Below are 561 nucleotides of genomic sequence, written 5' to 3' on the forward strand. Positions count from 1 at the left end.
GCTGACTATGAAAATGGAGAATGGGTTGCACCCACATTCAAACTTAAAACTGTCAATGATGATGGTAGCACTGGTGATGAAAAGGTTTACAATAGTGTAGCGGAAGCACTTGCAGGTGTTGCAAGTTCTATTACGAATGTTCACAATGATGTGACCAATGTAGTCAGTGATAGTCTTGCCAAGCAGGATGAAAAGACAAAAGTTATCAATATTGGTACAGAAGTAGAAGGCAATGAAATCAATATCGCAAATAAAGACAAAGGGGATAGAATTCTTTCCGGTGTGAAAGAAGCCGTGAGAGGTAATGAAGCTGTTAATAAAGACCAGCTTGATAAAAGTCTGAAGGAGCTTTCTAACAATCTTCAGTCTGATGAATCGGCTGTTGTTCATTACGATAAAACAGGTGATGATAATAGCAGCACTAATTATGCGAGTGTGACTTTGGGTAAAGGTAAGGGTTCTGCACCTGTTGGTTTGCATAATGTTGCCGAAGGTCAGATTAGTGAGAATTCGCATGATGCGGTTAATGGCGGTCAGATTTCTAAGGTTTCTCAGGATATT

General features: G+C 39.8%; 1 pseudogene. It reads left to right on the forward strand.

From position 1 onward, the window contains the following. Positions 1–561, forward strand: a pseudogene (locus tag ACFINX_RS10395) (hypothetical protein); the annotation flags it as partial.

This window comes from Bartonella sp. AP36NXGY, from assembly GCF_042195865.1.
Taxonomy (GTDB): domain Bacteria; phylum Pseudomonadota; class Alphaproteobacteria; order Rhizobiales; family Rhizobiaceae; genus Bartonella.